Source organism: Paenibacillus sp. GD4, assembly GCF_030846225.1.
Taxonomy (GTDB): domain Bacteria; phylum Bacillota; class Bacilli; order Paenibacillales; family NBRC-103111; genus Paenibacillus_G; species Paenibacillus_G silviterrae.
This window is the reverse complement of record NZ_JAVCYK010000002.1, coordinates 539,200-555,701: the sequence shown is the minus strand read 5'-3', so window position 1 is coordinate 555,701 and position 16,502 is coordinate 539,200. Positions and strand designations below refer to the sequence as shown.

General features: G+C 48.0%; 13 protein-coding genes. 10 read left to right on the top strand and 3 right to left on the bottom strand.

Translation table 11 applies throughout. The features are described from left to right. Window positions 1-47 precede the first annotated feature (47 nt). Together RAC89_RS25555 and RAC89_RS25550 are read left to right on the top strand one after the other, a co-directional pair. Window positions 48-668, top strand: coding sequence for an NAD(P)-dependent oxidoreductase (locus RAC89_RS25555; protein WP_306616558.1), 621 nt, complete (start codon window positions 48-50; stop codon window positions 666-668). 189 nt (window positions 669-857) lie between these two features. Continuing rightward, window positions 858-1,250 carry a VOC family protein gene (locus tag RAC89_RS25550; protein ID WP_306616557.1) on the top strand — a complete coding sequence of 131 codons (393 nt, stop codon included), beginning with the start codon at window positions 858-860 and terminating at the stop codon, window positions 1,248-1,250. A gap of 99 nt (window positions 1,251-1,349) precedes the next feature. Here RAC89_RS25550 and RAC89_RS25545 read toward each other — a convergent pair whose 3' ends face one another. Further along, window positions 1,350-2,576: a multidrug effflux MFS transporter gene (locus tag RAC89_RS25545; RefSeq protein WP_306616556.1), complete on the bottom strand. Its 1,227-nt coding sequence runs from the start codon at window positions 2,574-2,576 to the stop codon at window positions 1,350-1,352. Window positions 2,577-2,749: 173 nt separating this feature from the next. Then, on the bottom strand, window positions 2,750-3,730 hold the full coding sequence (locus tag RAC89_RS25540) for a hypothetical protein (protein WP_306616555.1): 981 nt from the start codon (window positions 3,728-3,730) through the stop codon (window positions 2,750-2,752). Window positions 3,731-4,158: 428 nt separating this feature from the next. Here RAC89_RS25540 and RAC89_RS25535 point away from each other — a divergent pair, with 428 nt between their 5' ends. The 7 genes from RAC89_RS25535 (at window position 4,159) to RAC89_RS25505 (ending at window position 13,128) form a co-directional block, all read left to right on the top strand. After that, entirely contained in the window at window positions 4,159-5,076 is a 918-nt protein-coding gene (locus RAC89_RS25535; RefSeq protein ID WP_306616554.1) for a TauD/TfdA dioxygenase family protein, read from the top strand. A gap of 136 nt (window positions 5,077-5,212) precedes the next feature. Continuing rightward, window positions 5,213-6,175, top strand: coding sequence for an ABC transporter permease (locus tag RAC89_RS25530; RefSeq protein ID WP_306616553.1), 963 nt, complete (start codon window positions 5,213-5,215; stop codon window positions 6,173-6,175). 18 nt (window positions 6,176-6,193) lie between these two features. Beyond that, window positions 6,194-7,060: a carbohydrate ABC transporter permease gene (locus RAC89_RS25525; RefSeq protein WP_306616552.1), complete on the top strand. Its 867-nt coding sequence runs from the start codon at window positions 6,194-6,196 to the stop codon at window positions 7,058-7,060. A 39-nt stretch (window positions 7,061-7,099) separates the two neighbouring features. Next, window positions 7,100-8,650, top strand: coding sequence for an extracellular solute-binding protein (locus RAC89_RS25520; protein WP_306616551.1), 1,551 nt, complete (start codon window positions 7,100-7,102; stop codon window positions 8,648-8,650). A gap of 26 nt (window positions 8,651-8,676) precedes the next feature. Continuing rightward, a complete protein-coding gene (locus RAC89_RS25515) occupies window positions 8,677-9,603 on the top strand; it encodes a TauD/TfdA dioxygenase family protein (RefSeq protein ID WP_306616550.1) in 927 nt (308 codons plus the stop codon). 403 nt (window positions 9,604-10,006) lie between these two features. Continuing rightward, the gene (locus tag RAC89_RS25510; protein ID WP_306616549.1) at window positions 10,007-11,509 is read left to right on the top strand and encodes an extracellular solute-binding protein; all 1,503 of its coding nucleotides are present in this window, start codon (window positions 10,007-10,009) and stop codon (window positions 11,507-11,509) included. A 95-nt stretch (window positions 11,510-11,604) separates the two neighbouring features. Then, window positions 11,605-13,128 carry an extracellular solute-binding protein gene (locus RAC89_RS25505; protein WP_306616548.1) on the top strand — a complete coding sequence of 508 codons (1,524 nt, stop codon included), beginning with the start codon at window positions 11,605-11,607 and terminating at the stop codon, window positions 13,126-13,128. A 50-nt stretch (window positions 13,129-13,178) separates the two neighbouring features. Here the strand turns inward: RAC89_RS25505 and RAC89_RS25500 are convergent, their stop codons facing one another. Further along, window positions 13,179-15,503: a helix-turn-helix domain-containing protein gene (locus tag RAC89_RS25500; protein ID WP_306616547.1), complete on the bottom strand. Its 2,325-nt coding sequence runs from the start codon at window positions 15,501-15,503 to the stop codon at window positions 13,179-13,181. Window positions 15,504-15,685: 182 nt separating this feature from the next. On the opposite strand from RAC89_RS25500, the gene RAC89_RS25495 reads away from it, so the two are divergent. Continuing rightward, entirely contained in the window at window positions 15,686-16,498 is an 813-nt protein-coding gene (locus RAC89_RS25495; RefSeq protein WP_306616546.1) for a MerR family transcriptional regulator, read from the top strand. Window positions 16,499-16,502 lie beyond the last annotated feature (4 nt).

Sequence of the window (16,502 nt, the reverse complement as noted above, 5' to 3'; positions counted from 1 at the left end):
ATACAATAACTAAATAATGAACAGTCGTGAGCGTTGGAGGTTATTTAATGAAGCTGTTGATTCTGGGCGCCACTGGCCGCGTCGGCAGCCGGATCGTTGCCGATGCTTTTCGGGATGGGCATGAAGTTGTTGCATTAGTGCACGAACCGAATACGCTGGCGGTTACCGGCGGATGGTTGACTGTTATCCAAGGTAATGCAATAAACAAGGATGATATACGAATTGCCATGCAAGGTGCCGATGCAGTGTTCAGCTCTCTGGGGACGGACGGGGCAACAACTCTGTCGGAATCGATGAATGTAGTCATACAAGAGATGAACCAGCAGGGGATACGGCGGATCGTCTCCGTCGGTACAGCCGGCATTCTGCGCAGCCGAACGAATCCGGATCTGTATCGCTATCAGTCATCGGAATCCCTCCGGAGAAGCACATTTGCAGCAGAAGAGCATCGTCGTGTCTATGAACTGCTCCAACATTCAGAGCTGGATTGGACGATCGTATGTCCTACTTACTTGCCCAATGGAGATAGGCTTGGAACTTATCGCGTTGAAAGCGATTTTTTACCGGAAGGTGGAACTTCGATATCGGTCTCAGATACGGCAGAATTCGCCTACCGCCAAATCAACAGCGCAGAATATAACCGCACCAGGGTTGGCATCGCTTATTAGAACAATCTAGAGCTTTGATAGTTATCACATAGCACACACCAAAAAAAGGCAATACTAAGATAGGCATCATAGTCGAACGACCTTTTTCATTAAATGTGGTGCCCGGCAGAGCAATGATGGCAAACAGGCATTTCAGCAGCATATTGGTACTGTATAAAAACCTGACCCAACTAGGAGGTGCTGTAGGATATGAAAAAAGTCGCAACGTTTCTCATGTTTGAAGGTAACGCCGAAGAAGCCATGAATTACTACGTTTCGCTGATCGAGGATTCATCCGTGACAAGCATTGTCCGTTATGGACCGGAAGGACCAGGTACTGAAGGGAGTGTCATGCAAGCAACCTTTACTTTAAAAGGACAAGAATTCATGTGCATTGACAGTCATGTTAAGCATGCTTTTACCTTCACACCTTCGTTCTCAATCTTCGTGACTTGCGATACGGATGATGAAATGGACAGGTTATATGAAGATTTGCCTGTAGGAGGCAAGGTTTTAATGCCACTAGGCAATTATGGATTCAGTAAAAAATTCGGTTGGGTCGTGGATAGGTTCGGCGTTTCCTGGCAAGTGAACCTTCCCTGAAGCTTTATTAGCTCCTGCGTCCGCTGGCTTATGGAAGTGCAATACAATATAAAAAGCAGCCATACACCTCGCTATCAGTGTCTGGCCGCTTCGATTTATTTATCCATGTTTCCTAGTTGCTCCACTTGTTTCTTTCATCGAAACTCGTTTTACTAAAAGAAAGTAGGACAGCATCGCTGCCGCGCTTGTTGTCAAAATAATGACACCGAGTGGAACAGCCGTGCTTTCTCCAGCAATGCCGACCAGCGGAGAAACGACTGCACCAAGCAAAAAGGGGATAACTCCCATCAGTGCTGCCGCACTGCCGGCCATATGGCCCTGGCTCTCCATCGCAAGAGGGAAAGCAGCCGTGGATGTAATACCGATGGCCGCTACGAAGAAACCGAGCGGAATAACGAGTGCGTAGAGCGGTCCGTGGAGCATCGCAACCAATAAAACGGCGATGCTGGCTGCGCCGGCAAGCCCTAAACCGAACAAGAGGAAGGTCTGCTCCGACACACGGTGAGCCATTCGACCGACCAATTGCGAACCGATAATCAAGGAGATGCCATTGGATCCGAACAACAGGGCAAATACCGTAGGGGAAACTCCGTAAATATTTTGATAAATAAAAGGAGTACCGGAAACGTAAGCGAATACCCCCGCGATCATGATCCCCTGCGCGAGCATATAGCCCGTAAAAGAGCGGTCACGCAGAAGCGTTCCATAGTTTCGCAATTGCTGAGTGAAATTGCTGGGACTGCGCCGCTCGACAGGGAGCGTTTCTTGGAGACTCCATTTGGTCATGGCAAGGAGGTAAACTCCAAGCAGCGCCAAAGCAATAAATACGCCGACCCAGCTTGTGAGCGCTAGAACACCGCTTCCGGTAACCGGCGCCACAAGCGGGCCCAAATTTCCGACAAGCAAAAGAAGCGAGAAAAATTTGGTAAGCTCGTGACCGTTAAACAAATCGCGAGCAATCGCACGGGAGATAACGATACCCGCCGACGCAACAAACCCCTGAACTAGCCGTGATAGAATCAGCAGCCAAATATTCGGTGAGATTGCGCAAGCTAAAGCTGCCACAACATAGATTACCATGGAAATGAGCAGCGGCTTCCGCCTGCCGTAGACGTCGCTAAGCGAACCCATAACCAGCTGTCCGATGCCAAGCCCCAATAAGCAGGCGGTTAGGCTGAGCTGGACGAGGGATGCTGTCGTCCCGAAACGCTGAACAATTTGAGGGAAAGCGGGCAAATACATATCGATGGTAAAAGGTCCAAGTGTCGAAAATAAACCAAGGAGCAAAGCAAGTCTAACGGTATTTCGGCTGTTCTTGTTAGTCATCAAATAAGTTTCTCCTATGTCTTCATTCCATATCCGGAATTCTTCTCTCTATGTTTGTTACACCATATCATAACTGTACTCGTTTTGACAACAGTTTTGGTGAAAAAAACATGACATGGAGTTTGAATGGATAGGAGATAACTTCATGTAAAAGAAACGGTTTCCACTGTTATCTAGGAGGCACTGTAGTTGTTGAAATAATGCACGCCGTCGTTAGCGGTATCACCCGGTGCTGTTCTTCGATTGGTGTTGAACCAAAGTTTATCCCCGTTGGCGATACCGACGCTCTCGATCTCAAAAAGATCCGAATAGGTAGAAGAAGTAATGCGGAATGACAGGTTGTTATCTGCATAAATTGTACCCGTGGCAGAAGATATATTACGATAAACAAGTACAATACTGACGTTTTCATAGGTCATCGGTACATATATCGAATTGTTGTAATAACCGAAGCCCTGGAACGCAAATGATGTGATGTTAGAAACGGTATTGCCATTTACCAGCGCATCTTCAATATTTATGCTAAAGGCGCTGGTTACATTTATGGTACCGCTGTTTGCAGTCAGCGGAAGCGTGCCCTTGTAAAAGTTTTTACCGGATTTAAAGAGGAAATAGATGTTGTTGGCGTCTTTGCTGGTAATTTTCACACCCGACATTGACGCGTCTGCACTATTGTATTGAATTGTGTAATTACCAACCTTGTAATAGGTAGCCCCAACATATTTTAGTTTCACGAGACTCATATTGCCTTTATTCATGGTGACCACAAACATATAATATTCCCCGTTGATTGTACTGAGCACCACATCGTTGGCATGACCAAGATAAGTGGCGTAGGTGGTCCCGTTGTCGCCGTTTGTCATGAGTGCAGTGGTTCCGTCGTTCATATTGGTGCGGTAAATGACAGCCTTGGTTTCATCATTGTTTATTTTTACGGAATAAGTGTAGGTAGAACCGACGGCAAATCCCTGTGCGACGTAACAATCATTCGCATTGCCCAGCGTTGCTACGGTGGAGTAGGTGTTGTAATATGCCGCACTAGCTGAGACGGGTATCATGATCACTATGCAGAGAAGGAGGACAACGGAGAGAATAAACCGTCTGCCGGTTCTCGAAGTCTTTTTAACCGTTCTAGTAAGCATGTTCTTCATCATCAATAGAACCTCCCAGTAAATCATATTTTGCTTTTACTGCGTCCGGTTCCCTCCCTTCCTGTGCTCACTTTTAGCTTCCAGAATCGACCGTTGTCGGTCTGGTTGATGTCGATGTAATTATATTCCATGAAGTAGTTTTTAGAATCATTTGTTCAAATATGGACATTTGCTCATCATATAAAGGTAGGGAATTGTACTTTAACCTACCCAGGTGTCTTAAAATCATTGGAAAAAGGTGGTTGACGGGTAACTGCCTACATGTTATTATCAAAGTGCAGTAAACATATCGGAATTATATATTATCTACCGGACAACCGGAGACCGCACTTTTAACTAAGTGTTGCGTCTCCTTTTTTCGTTGGGGGCCCGACAAGGTATCATGCGGGATACAATCATTTGCATTACTTATCCATTAGGGAGGAAAAAACATGAGCGAACTTGTAAAAGAAAACAAAAGCGGACTTCATTTCCAGCCGGCTGCCGGAAAAATCGGGGCGATCGTCACAGGTATTCGTTTATCGGCGGATCTCGGCGCCGAAGTAGTAGAAGAGTTAAATAAGGCGCTTCTGAAGTACAAGGTGTTATTCTTCCGCGGGCAGAATCATTTGGATGATGCACAGCAAGAAGCGTTAGCAAGCTTGTTCGGGGAACCGGTGGCGCACCCAACTGTTCCAATCAGGCAAGGCACCGGCTACCTGTTGGAGCTTGACTCCAACCACGGCGGCCGTGCGGACTCCTGGCATACGGATGTAACCTTCGTCGCAGACTATCCGAAGGCTTCCATTCTGCGGGCCGTCGTAGTTCCGGAAAGCGGGGGAGATACTGTATGGGCAAACACGGCGGCGGCTTATGAGGAATTACCCGAACAACTGAAGGTGCTTGCCAATCAGTTATGGGCCTTGCACACAAACGACTATGATTATGCATCCGGGCGGAAGTCAGCGACCCCTGAAGAACTCAAACGGCATAAAGAGGTTTTTGCTTCGACGGTTTATGAAACCGAGCATCCGGTAGTCAGAGTGCATCCGGAAACAGGAGAAAGAACTCTCGTTCTCGGTCATTTTGTGAAGAAATTTCTTGGCTTTCCTTCACAGGATTCCGCACATCTCTTCGCGGTGCTGCAAAGTCACGTAACCAAATTGGAGAACACGGTGCGCTGGCGCTGGTCTGCAGGTGATGTCGTGATTTGGGATAACCGGGCAACCCAGCATTATGCAATCAATGATTATGGCAATCAGCATCGGGTCGTGCGCCGTGTTACCGTAGCCGGTGATGTCCCGGTCAGCATCGACGGACGGAAGAGCGTAACAAGGCGGCCGGGCTCAGAGCAAGAGGAATCGGCCTAAACCATCAAAGGATACATGCCTTTATCTATACTTCGTTATCATCGTTGACCGGATTACCGGAGACACAGCATTCCGCAGGGATGTTGTGTCTTTTTTTTACCGAATCAAGAACACCAAGGGAGTTGAGAAATAGATCGTGAGTCACGAGCTTGCAGTGAAGATCAAGCCCTTGCCGGGCAAGAGGGTCCGCAGCAGACATAAGCTTTTGCAGTACGTTTGGTTCAATCGATATCTGTATTTGATGCTGGCACCGGCGCTGCTCTACTATTTGGTTTTTCATTATATTCCCATGTACGGGGCGGTCATTGCTTTTAAGGATTTCAGTATTACGAAGGGCATTCTTGGCAGCGACTGGGCCGGCTTTAAACATTTCGAGTATTTGTTTACACAGGATAAGTTTTGGCAGGTCATCCGAAATACGATCATTATTTCCCTTTACCGGCTCACCTTCGGGTTTCCCGCACCGATTATCGCTGCCCTACTGTTAAATGAAGTTCGGGCAAAGCTGTTCAAGCAAACGGTTCAAACGGTGATCTACCTGCCGCATTTCATCTCCTGGGTTATTCTGGGGGGAATTTTGATCAATTTGCTGTCTACGGACAACGGAATGGTCAACAACCTCCTGAAGGCGGCCGGGATTGAGCCGATAGGCTTCCTAAGCGATGAATCGTATTTTCGCAGCACGCTCGTATTTTCGATGATCTGGAAGGAGTTCGGGTGGAACACTATTATTTATATGGCGGCTCTGGCGGGGATCAACCCTCAGCTGTACGAAGCGGCGGTCATCGATGGGGCGAATCGCTGGCAGCGTCTGATTCATTTGACGATACCGATGATCCGTAGCACGGTCATACTCGTACTCATTCTGCGGTTGGGCGGAATTATGGAGGCCGGCTTCGAGCAAATCTTCGTGCTTTACCATCCCGGCGTATACAGCGTCTCGGATATTATCGACACTTATGTATACCGCATTGGTTTGACCGAAGGAAGATTCAGCATTGCGGCAGCCGTAGGATTGTTCAAATCCATTATCAATTTTGCCCTGCTTGTGCTTGCCAATAAGCTTGCGAGAATGCTGGGAGAACAAGGTGTTTATTGACAAAAGGAGGTAAAGACCATGAACCGCACCAGTGCGGCAGGAAGGCTTTTCGATTCGTTCAACATCGTGTTCCTAGCGATAGTGGCCGTTATCACGGTCTATCCCTTCTGGGACACCCTGGTCGTATCCGTCATTTCGCTTGAAGAGTATCTTCGTGCCAGCATTCATCTCTATCCCCAATCGATTACGCTCGAGGCTTATGCCTACCTATTTTCCATGAAGGAGCTGTGGACATCGTACGGGGTGACTCTGTTCGTTACCGTTGTGGGTACGGCACTCAATATGATTCTGACGGTGATGGCAGCCTATGCTCTCTCCAGGCCTGACTTGAAGGGGCATCGCGTCATTATGTTTCTCCTTGTTTTTACGATGATGTTCAGCGGAGGTATCATCCCGACATACCTTATCGTGAAAAGCCTGGGAATGATGAATTCCGTTTGGGCGTTAATCATTCCAAGTGCATTGAACACGTATAACCTGATCATCATGAGAAATTTTTTCCACTCCATGCCTGACGGTCTGATCGACGCGGCGCGGATTGACGGCTGCAATGATTTAGGAGTTCTTTTCAAAATCGTCATTCCCTTATCCATGCCGGCGATTTCCACCATTACGCTGTTTTATGCGGTCTCCCGTTGGAACGAGTTTTTTAATGCCATCTTTTTCATCAGCGATAAGGATCTTTGGCCGCTTCAGCTGTTCTTGCGGAGCATGCTGTTCGAGAACGAGTCCTCGTACTCCGGCGGTGGAGACAGCTTGTTTCTGCTGGGGCCGTCGATCAAGATGGCTACGGTCATGGCGGCGACGATTCCGGTCATGCTGATCTATCCCTTTTTCCAAAAATATTTCGTTAACGGTGTTTTAATCGGCGGGGTCAAGGAGTAATTCATTCAAAAAAATATAACCTTGCATGGAGGAAGAAAGATGAAGAAATCACAGTTTTCTAAACAGAGAAATCGGGTTATCGGCTTAGGAACAGCCGTCTTGGTCATTGCAGCCGGATGCTCGAACCAGAACCAGGCGTCAACGAGGACGGCCGGCCCGAATGAGCCGTATGAGCTTGTGTATCTGACGACCGGGGATCAAGGGGCGAAGCCGCTGGTACCTAATGACCGCATCATCGCGGAGATTAACAAGAGGCTGAACATCAAGCTGACGGTCAAAATCGTACCGGAGTTTTCATATGACAAAATCAACGTAGCGATTGCCAGCGGCGATCTTCCGGATGTCGTAACCACCCAGTACCCTTCGGCCTCGGTATCCCAGTGGATCAAGGAAGGCATTCTTCTTCCTCTGAACGACTACCTGAAGGATACGCCGGCGTTGAAAGCCAAACTGGACAATGGCCTGCAATGGACGGCGGTGGATGGGAAATATTACGGCTATCCGTTCGTCAGCGGAGCGGAGAAATCCAACTACACCGTACAGTTCCGGCAGGATTGGCTCGATAAGCTGGGGCTTGCACATCCCAAAACGTTGGAGGAGTTTCGCAGCACGCTGAAGGCCATTGTGGAAAAAGACCCGGACGGAAACGGCAAGGCCGACACCTTCGGTTATATCACCAATAAGCCTAATGCCGGAGACCTGTTGACGGCATTCGATTTTGTTCTGTACGCACACGGTCTACCCTATGCCGACTATGCTCTGAACGAAAAGGGGGAAGTGATTCCACGCTTCGAGCATCCGTCCTTCAAAAAAGGAATTCAGGAGCTTAGAAAATGGTACGAGGAGAAGCTGATAGATCCTGAGTTTATCGTTTATGACCGTCCGGCCAAGGAACAGAAGTTTTTCCAAGGCAAAGCCGGTCTCATGGACGGACCCTTGTTCCGGCACGTAAGCCGTATTGAAGGCAGCCTACAGCAGGTCAATCCGCAAGGAAAGCTCGGCTACGCGCCGCCTCCTGCCGGACCGGAGGGTAAACAAGGAATGGCTACACGTTCGAAATCAGCCCTTTTTACGGGTGTCACCAAGAAGTCGAAGAATCCGCAAAAGGCGGCCCAATTTATCGATTTCCTTTTATCCAAGGAAGGCCGCAATCTTCTGCAGTTAGGAATCGAAGGTGTTCATTACACCAAGCAGGGAGACAAAATCAACTACATTGAGGCGGAACGGGAAAAGGACGGCTTCGCCGGGAACGGCTGGGCACATCCACTCGCTTGGGGTAACGTCACCTGGCCGATTGACGAAAACTACTTGCCGCAAACTGAGCCCAGAATTGAGCGGGCACTCGATTCGGTCAAGGTGGCCTCCCAATATTTCGTACCGAATCTGGTAACCAAGAAGACCGAGGCGGAGATTGAATTCGGCAAAGCGGTGAACGAAGTATATAACCAGTACTTTGTAAACCTGCTAAACGGCAAGCTTGACGTTGACAAGGGGATTGCCGAGCTCGGCCAAAAGTGGCGTCAAGCCGGCGGTGACAAGATCCTGAAAGAAATCAGCGACGAATACAAGAAACAAGGTACTAAAAAATAAATACAGATGAAAAAGGAGAATGTTCTATGACAGAAACTGTTACCAATTACGAGCGACCGCTGCAGATTCCCGATCGAGGACTAAAGGGAGGACCCCGTATCATCCGACGCCTGCCGGAAGGAACGGAAGAGAAGCCGTACACGCTGTTTCATGTAAAGCCTTTAGGGCCGCTGATCGGCGCCGAAATTGAGGGCGTTGACTTGCGCCAGCCCGTATCTCCTGAGCTTCGCCATGAGCTGAACCGGGCTTTGCTGGAATGGAAGGTGATTTTCTTCCGGAATCAGGATATTACGAGTGAACAGCAGAGGGACTTCGCCCGTCTGTGGGGTGAGCTGGAAACCCATCCTTTTCTGCCGCAAGGCAATTCAGAGGATGTCGTGCGATTCGCCAAAAATGACAAAACAGCGGGCCATGAGAACAATTGGCATTCGGATGTAAGCTGGAGGCTTACACCCGCCCTTGGTGCGATTCTCCGTGTGAAGGAGGTTCCCCCTTTGGGCGGCGATACTTTGTGGGCCGACATGGCCGCCGCTTATGATAACCTTCCGGACGATGTGAAGCAGCGAATCGACGGCTTAACGGCCATTCATGATTTCACCCACGTCTTCGGCGTCAGGCTGTCCCCTGAGGAGCTGGAGCAGCGTCAGGCTGAATTCCCCGCAGCGGAGCATCCGGTCGTTCGTACCCATCCGGAAACGGGCAGAAAGACACTGTACGTCAATCCGAATTTTACGGTACGGATTGTCGGATTGGAGCCGGAGGAGAGCGAATCGCTGCTCGGCTATCTGTTCCGGCATTCTCAGCTGCCGGAATTTCAGGTCCGGTTTCACTGGGAGCCCAATTCCATTGCCTTTTGGGACAACAGAGCGACACAGCATTACGCGGCATCGGATTATTTCCCGAACCGCAGGGTAGCGGAGCGTGTGGCTATTGTAGGTGACAGACCCTGGTGAACTACTAATAGGGATACCGACAGCCAACAAGTCGTTATCTGCTTTAACGACCAGTCAAGGTTTCGGCTGGTCGTTTTTCATTGTTCGATGAGGCTGTTCATTGTCATGGTAAGCGGATAATCATTTCATAAGATAAAGGTTTATCTTTGTTCATGGCGGGGGAAATCATTATAAAATATTCATAGCAATCAAAGCCGTACATCCCAAATCTGCATTGCTGATTATCTCCGGCGGTTTCATCGATACGCGTTCTGCGAACATGATTATATCCTCCAAGCGTTGGCCGCTTGTAGAATGTAAATGTGGAACCGAGTTAAAGACAGGGGATGCAAGACGAGCCGCTTTCTCAGACAAAAAAGAAAGGCTTGTGCATCCGATAAACGAATTCACTGGAGGTCAAGCAATGAAAAGAAATCAGAGATGGAAAAGTATCGGCGGAATCACATTAGCTTCTATCTTGTTCGCAGCGGGCTGTGGAAACGGTGACAAAGCTCCCTCTGCAGTCAAAGAAGGAGGCGCAGCCAACCAACCCGTAAAGATTAGTATGATGGCAGTGCTGCATACACCGGAGGTTCCCTCGGACACGCTGGAGAAGCTTCTTGAACAAAAGACCAATACTCAGCTGGATATTCAGTTCGTACCGAGCGGCGCTTATGATGAGAAGTTTCAAGCCTCGCTTGCGACGGGCACTTTGCCTCAAATTTCGTTTCTTGGTAACCAGGCCTCTTTTACCCATGTGAAAGATGCAATAAAAGGTCAGCAATTCTGGGAAATCGGTCCATATCTCAAGGATTATCCGAACCTGAGCAAGCTGAACCCAGATGTATTGAAGAATACTGCCGTTGAGGGAAAAATTTACTCTTTATATCAGGAGGTACCGCTCACGCGGCAAGGGATTATTTATCGGAAGGATTTAGCGGACAAACTCGGCATCACGCCTCCGAAAACAACGGATGACATCTATAACATGCTCAAGAAGTTTAAAGAATCCGGTGTAGCCATTCCATTAGCCGATCGAAACGATCTTATCTACGGCTCCTTCAAAACGTTAAGCTCCTGGTTTGGAACACCGAATAATTGGGGAATCGTTAATGGGCAGCTGGTACCCGAGTTTATGACCAAAGAGTACGTGGATACGATGAACTTTGTGAAACGTCTTCATAAGGAAGGGCTCATTAACCAGGATTTCCCGGTAACGAGTAAAGCGGATCAGCAGGGTATGATGTACAACGGCAAATCGGCAGTCTATATCGGTTCCATGCCGGATGTACAAACCATGCAGACCAAGACGCAGCAAGCGATTAAAGAAGCTCAGTATGATGTTGTAAACGGCATTGTGGGACCGAACGGCAAGCCTGGGGTTTGGGCTGTACCGGGCTATGGCACCGTCATTTTGTTCCCTAAGTCCTCGGTGAAGAACGAGGCAGAACTGAAACAGATCCTCGCCTTCTGCGATAAGCTGTTTGATCCCGAAATTGCCAACCTGATGTTTTACGGTGTAGAAGGCACGCATTATAACATGAAGGATGGAAAAGTGCAGCCGGTCACGGATGCCAAGCTTCTAGAGAAGGACGTTCAAGGCTATATGGGATTAACTCTGGCCAGGATTACAAACATTAAACCGAAGGTGTACAGCTTGCCGGTTGCGGAGAAGGCGGACCAGCTTACGGCGGAGGCTACCAAGTTTGCCATTAACGATCCCACCGCACCTTTGGAGTCAAAGACATTCATCGAGAAGGGCGCGCAGCTGCAGGAGATCATCAAGGATGCAAGCTACAAATATATGTTGGGCAGTATTGATGAGGCAGGCTTCCAAGCGGCGGTAAAGAAATGGCAGGAGCAAGGCGGAGCAAAAATGATGGAGGAATACAATGCCGCGCTAAAGGCGGTCACAACGAAAAAATAAGCTATAGAAGCAGACGGAGGGGAATTCATTCCTTCTGTCTGCTTTCAATTTGTTATAATATACTGAAACAACCATCAGCGGAGGTGAAGATGCTTATGCTTACCCGCGGAAAAAAGCGAAGGGCCCTCCTCACAGCCGCTTGCGGATTGCTTGCCGTCACAGGCTGTTCTTCAAACGGCGGCGGAGAATTAAACGCTGTAGAAGAACAACGTCAAATCCCCAACATCACTATGATGGCCATATTGTATGGAAGCAGCCCTCCGGAAGAGCTCGTGGAGAAGCTGCTGGAGGAGAAGACGAATACGGAACTGGATTTTACTTGGGTTCCAGGCAATGTTTACACGGACCGATTGAATGCCGCTATTGTAACGGGGACGCTGCCTAAGATCGTACAGGTCATGGCAACCGATTTGAAGTCAACCTCTGTTGTCAACGCGATTCGTTCCGGGGTATTCTGGGAAATCGCTCCCTACTTACGGGATTATCCAAACCTAATGAAATATTTGAAGCCGGACCTTCTGCAAAACGGCGCTTACTTCGGCAAAGTGTACGGGTTGTATTGGGAGCTGGAGGTATCACGCCAGGGAATACAATACAGGAAGGATTGGCTTGATAAGCTTGGGCTGCAGGAACCGCGGACCATAGATGAATTGTACCAAGTCATGACAGCCTTTGCTAAGAACGATCCCGACGGGAACGGAAAGCAGGATACCTACGGTCTGGTGGATCGAAACGATTTGATCTATGGCGCATTTAAGAACCTCTCCTCCTATTTCGGTACACCGAACGGGTGGGGGGTGTCGGACGGCAAGCTGATACCGGAGTTCATGACCAAAGAGTATTTGGATACCATGAAATTCATGAGACGCCTTTATGTAGAAGGATTGATAAACCCGGATTTCTCCGTGACAAGCAAGTCCCAGCAGGAAGAGATGTTTTATCAAGGTCAAGGGGGAATCATGATCGGCAATTTGTTCGCTCCGACGACGCGAGATAGATTAAAGAAGTTCAATCCAAAAGCCGAGGTGGAGGTGCTGAACCGCATTCGCGGGCCTAAAGGTGATCGGATATGGGCATCGACGGGACTCGGAGGGCTTTACCTTTTTCCTAAATCAAGCGTAAAGAGCGAAACCGAGCTTCGCGAGCTGCTTACGTTCTTCGATCGGTTATTGACGGAGGAGGTATATAACCTTGTCACCTATGGTGTGGAGGATCGACATTATAAACGGGCAGGCCAGAGAGCTGTAGAACTGCATGAAGAGACGAGAGCGTTAAGGGAGAGCGAGCTAAATCCGTATATGAATGTGCTAAGGCCTATCAACTTCCGTTATTGGGAGTGGAAGCAGACCGACGCGTTGCAGGCTAAAGTGGACAGGCTTATCCTGGATAACCAGAGCATAGCTGTGTATGACCCTACAGCGGGACTCATATCCCCTACTCAGGCGGAAAAGGGCACAGAACTCCAGAAAATCGTCACTGACGCTACTTACCGGTATATTCTCGGGCTGATTGATGAGGAGGGATTCCGGAAGGAAGTGGAGAAATGGCGCAAGCTTGGCGGAGACCGCATGACGGAAGAGCTGACCGTCGAGTATGGCAAATCAGTTTTGAAGATGTAGCTGAGCATTCTAAAGCACCTGCTCCTCCTAAGAGGGCGGTGCTTTAGGGATCATTCGTTACTTTGCTCCGTACCTAGGGACTCTTTATATTTGCCGGGAGTGACCCCCTCCGCCTTGCGGAAGGAGCGGATGAAATTTTGGGAATTATTATAGCGCAGCCGTTCCGAGATTTCCTTGACGGACATCGTCGTTTCGGCCAGCCACACCTTGGCCATCTGATGCCGGTATTGGGCCAGATAAGCCCCAAAGGGCAGACCCATCTCCTTGCGAAATATCGAATTTAAGTAGTTTGCATTGTAATGCAGACGTTCTGCGCAGGTTTCGATCGATAAATCCGTTTCGAACTCTTCTTGTATCATTTGTACCATATGTTTCGTGATAAGCTGGTGTCTCGATTCCGTTCGGTCTTGGATCTGCATCATCAGCGGATCTATCAATGTTGTACGGAACCAGCCCTCGGCCTCTTCGGCCGATCTCAGCTCAAACAGCCTGTCAAACATCGAATGATGCTCGTCCCCGGTCGGCTCCGAACGAATCCCCAAGCTCTGCATAAGTCCGAGCAGGTTGATCAAAAGCCGGTTCAGCACAAAAGGATAAGGTGCGGAGGGGCTACTATTCGGAGGGAAGGCATCCTCTATCAGCAACTGAAGGTTTTCTTTTACGGACTCTTGATCCAATCGCTTAATGGCATCGAACAATTCAGCTTCTATTAAGTGCGGGAAGGAATAGTGAAGGGCGTGATCCTCACCCAGGTCCTCAAAATACGTGACATGCCCTTCATTAAGACGGCTTCCGAAGCTTAACGCTTCCATTCCCTCTTGATACACCCGGTGCGCGTCCTTCCATTCAGCCCCGGGACTGCTAATGCCGATACTAACCTCAAGCCTTAAGTATTCAAGAACTGTCTTGGAAATAAGCGCAGCGAAAGCGCTCAGTTCACTCATGAAAGCTTCCTTCTCCGAATGATCGCTGAAGATCAGTGATACCTGGGTATCTGCTAAAACAATAGGATGCAGTCTTTTCTCCGACGGGATAAGCTCTCCTACAATATTGTTGATGGCAAACAGGAGGAGATCGTGGTCCTTCGCCTCGTAACCCGCCTTCTCCAAGGCGTGGATCCTAACGGCAACAACGGCGAAATAGGGCGAAGCCGGTTGTGCCATCCTTAAAGACGTCAGGCTTCTTATGATTTCCGCTTCCTTTAGATGACCTTGCAGCAAGCGAACCATAAACAGTGTTTTGGATTGCTCCAAATGCCCGTAAAGCTTGCTTTCCAGCTCCGTTTTGGTGTGCAGCAGCCTCTGCAGCTGATCACCGATGTAGTGAAGCTCTCCCTTGGCTTGCCTGGTTTCATTAGTTTGCTTTGCCAAGAGGTTATACAGGTTCACAATAGGGAGATAAAGCTTTTTGGACCATCTCCACGATAAGAAAATAAAGAAAGCTAAGAGCAACAAGCAAAGAGTAACAGTGAACCAGCCAATTTCTCGGGTCTGCTTCAGCAAGTGATTGAGAGGAACCGCTGATACATAGGTCCAGCCGTTATAGCTGGATTTACGATACGTGATCGCGTAATTCACACGGTCTACGGTCGCCGTAAGCTGACCTGTGAACGATTGCCCCGACTGCGACATAACGGCCTGTGCGACTTGAGCTCTGAGCGCGTCGGACAGCTGGCCTTCCCCTGCGAATACCTGATTCGTGTTATCAAGAATTAATACCGATTCGGAGGAACGGTCAAACGATAGAGTATCCAGTAGATTGCAGGAAGGGACCGTAACAAGGAATAATCCGGTTTGTTCATATGCCGTTAAAGGCAGCTTCTTAACCAAATGAACAGTATTAGCGGCGCATCCAAGCCGGTTATCGTTTCCCCCGGAAATGACCTTCCACTCGGTCGCATTCGATTGCTCGGCTATACGAAGCAGCATAGATGCCCCCGGATACGTGTCCAGCCGGTAAAGACCGCTGTTATTAATCACCCAATTGCCCTCACCACTGTACATCGCTATATCGGTAATTTTGTTGTCCATCGTCTGGAGATGGCTCAACTCTGATTTTATCTCATTATATTTTTCGAATTGAATAGGGGATAAAGGCTCATAGTAGGCTGATTTCAAGGACTGGGAGCTCAAGAAATGCGTAGCGGAAAGCTCGATTGTCTTCAGCATTTGTTCTATATTGGATTGGATTTGGGCAATGTGGAGCACCTTTTCCCGGCTTACATTGCTCTCTAGCATTCCTGCCGATTTGAAGTATGAAAAGAGACCTAAGGTAATTAGGGGAAGAGAAACTAACGCAAAGCACAGAGCAGCGAGCTTCGCATAATCATTGGAAGAGAACCATAGCTTCATTCGCTGTAATAAGGCAGTACGCATGCCGGCCTGGCCTCCTACTCAAGTTTACTCCGGGTCTATCGATATTATAAATTTCATTGGAATATAAAAGCAACTCATACTTGGTCTCCATGGCACATGAGCGGAAGTATTTCATGCTGCAACATATGAGGATATAATAGGAAGCAGCGTAAGATAATTGAAATCGTGATGGGGGGCTGTTTATGAAATACAAGATCAGTGAATTAGCCACTCTGCTTAACGTTACAACAAATACAATTAGAAGATATGAAAAGATGGGCTATATCACGTCCAAAAGATCTGAAAACAGCAATTATCGATACTACAATGAAGATGATCTATCGACATTCATGAATGTCAGACTATTACGGAAGTATGGTTTTACACATATCGAAATAGCAAATATGAAGAACAGCGATATGGCAGGCTTAATCTCTGAATACGAGAAGCGAATGAAGGAGTTTGACGAGCAAATTAGCTATTTAACAAATTTAAGACATAGACTTAAAGATGATTTGGTTCTCATGAAAAAAGCCGATGAAATAAAACAACTATGCTACATAAGGGATTGCAACGCTCTTTCCTATGTACTTTATCAAAGCGGGGATAAAATATTGACGGAACCCCAAAGAATAACAGCCATCCAGGATTATTTATACTCGTCGCCGGAAGTCGTGCGAATGTATCTGATTAGACAAGAAGATGTAGAAAAAGACCGTATCGTTCTAAATGCGGGTTGGGCTATTAAAACGGCCCATTTGGATAGATATCAAATAAAAGAGAATGAATATACGGAAAGATATGAACAACGGAAATCCCTCATTAGTGTCGCTAAATTCCCGGTAAATAAGGAAAGAAACGTAAAAGATGATTTGCTGAAAGAACCTACTAAGTATATGAAGGACCATAACTTGAAAATGAATGGGGATATTATTGGAATTGTCATTGCCAATGTGATAGAAGATAACCAGGAAATGCAGTACGTTTTAGTTGGTATTCCCATAACAGAAGTGTAAACGC

Coding starts and splice junctions, on each gene's coding strand:
- RAC89_RS25555 (WP_306616558.1), top strand. CDS start 48: ATGAAGCTGTTGATTCTGGGCGCCACTGGCCGCGTCGGCAGCCGGATC.
- RAC89_RS25540 (WP_306616555.1), bottom strand. CDS start 3,730: ATGATGAAGAACATGCTTACTAGAACGGTTAAAAAGACTTCGAGAACC.
- RAC89_RS25505 (WP_306616548.1), top strand. CDS start 11,605: ATGCTTACCCGCGGAAAAAAGCGAAGGGCCCTCCTCACAGCCGCTTGC.
- RAC89_RS25495 (WP_306616546.1), top strand. CDS start 15,686: ATGAAATACAAGATCAGTGAATTAGCCACTCTGCTTAACGTTACAACA.
- RAC89_RS25545 (WP_306616556.1), bottom strand. CDS start 2,576: ATGACTAACAAGAACAGCCGAAATACCGTTAGACTTGCTTTGCTCCTT.
- RAC89_RS25515 (WP_306616550.1), top strand. CDS start 8,677: ATGACAGAAACTGTTACCAATTACGAGCGACCGCTGCAGATTCCCGAT.
- RAC89_RS25500 (WP_306616547.1), bottom strand. CDS start 15,503: ATGCGTACTGCCTTATTACAGCGAATGAAGCTATGGTTCTCTTCCAAT.
- RAC89_RS25535 (WP_306616554.1), top strand. CDS start 4,159: ATGAGCGAACTTGTAAAAGAAAACAAAAGCGGACTTCATTTCCAGCCG.
- RAC89_RS25525 (WP_306616552.1), top strand. CDS start 6,194: ATGAACCGCACCAGTGCGGCAGGAAGGCTTTTCGATTCGTTCAACATC.
- RAC89_RS25520 (WP_306616551.1), top strand. CDS start 7,100: ATGAAGAAATCACAGTTTTCTAAACAGAGAAATCGGGTTATCGGCTTA.
- RAC89_RS25550 (WP_306616557.1), top strand. CDS start 858: ATGAAAAAAGTCGCAACGTTTCTCATGTTTGAAGGTAACGCCGAAGAA.
- RAC89_RS25510 (WP_306616549.1), top strand. CDS start 10,007: ATGAAAAGAAATCAGAGATGGAAAAGTATCGGCGGAATCACATTAGCT.